Raw genomic sequence first — 1,011 nt, 5'->3', positions numbered from 1 at the left:
GGGTTTGTCTCGCTTTCCAGCCATCGTTTGGTCCTCCTGAAAACGGGATAAAGCTATCCCAGTTGGTGGACCACTTCATTGGGGGCACTCCACGGACGTCTCGCGGGACGTAAAGGCAATGCGTCCCGCTCCAAATGGGTCGGACTTGCTACGGCGAATGAGCACGCGGAGAGTTCCGTCCTCACGCTCTTCGAGATCGTCGAGACGGAGGGCGACCAATTCGGACCGACGGGTAAGGAGTTCATACCCGAGAGAGAGCATGGCGCGGTTTCTCAGACCCCACGGCGTGGCGGGCTCACTTGCGAGAAAGCGGTCGAGATAGTCCCGCGTCAGACCCTTGGCCTGCTTCGGGCGAATTGAATTTCCCCGCCTGATGCGCCGAAAGGCTAGGTTGATATCCTCATGGTAAGTGGGATCCGGTAGGTTGAGCAGCCGGTGAACTTTGCGGATCGCATAAAGGCGTCGTCTTACAGTGGACGGCGCCTTTGTATTTCCCTGCTTTTCCAAGAATCGGCACACCGTTTCTACAGAGGCCGGAAACGGGTCCCGGTCAGATGCGAGGCACCATTTCTCAAACGCCTCGACATCTGCTCGGTAACTGCGCATTGTCGCTGGCGAGTATGCCCCCTCCAGGCGTGTAAACTCGGTACGCCAATCGGTATAACAAAAAGAAACAGGAGATGGATCATTTTTGATCATATGATCTATATTGGTTCAATCGTTGGATATGTCAATGCTTACCGGCAGTCAAATTCGAGCAGCAAGAGGAGCGCTGAATTGGAGCGTCTCCGAACTCAGCCGGAGAAGTGGCGTTAGCGGAAGTACGATAAAGCGGGTAGAGGCATCTGAAGGCACGCCGGCAAGTACAACCGCAAATGTGAACGCAATACGGTCAACCCTCGAATCCGCCGGCATCGAGTTCATTGGCACGCCGAACGACGCCCCTGGTATCCGCATCCACAAGATCGATGCGCCTGGTTCCGATGAGTAACCAAACCGATTCTGCGGCAA

The 1,011-nt window shown here is 55.5% G+C and carries 2 protein-coding genes; one reads left to right on the top strand and one right to left on the bottom strand.

Annotated features, from left to right (window positions below; all coding sequences use genetic code 11):
* Positions 1-75 precede the first annotated feature (75 nt).
* Positions 76-699 carry a tyrosine-type recombinase/integrase gene (locus BLR85_RS30665; RefSeq protein ID WP_093165268.1) on the bottom strand — a complete coding sequence of 208 codons (624 nt, stop codon included), beginning with the start codon at positions 697-699 and terminating at the stop codon, positions 76-78.
* A 28-nt stretch (positions 700-727) separates the two neighbouring features.
* On the opposite strand from BLR85_RS30665, the gene BLR85_RS30660 reads away from it, so the two are divergent.
* Complete coding sequence (locus BLR85_RS30660; protein WP_093165270.1) at positions 728-991, top strand: helix-turn-helix domain-containing protein; 264 nt, start codon at positions 728-730, stop codon at positions 989-991.
* The last annotated feature ends 20 nt before the right edge of the window (positions 992-1,011 follow it).

This window comes from Aliiruegeria lutimaris (assembly GCF_900099935.1).
In the GTDB taxonomy this organism is placed as follows: domain Bacteria; phylum Pseudomonadota; class Alphaproteobacteria; order Rhodobacterales; family Rhodobacteraceae; genus Tropicimonas; species Tropicimonas lutimaris.
Note: the sequence above shows the minus strand (reverse complement) of the source record. Positions and strands in the feature narration are given on the sequence as shown.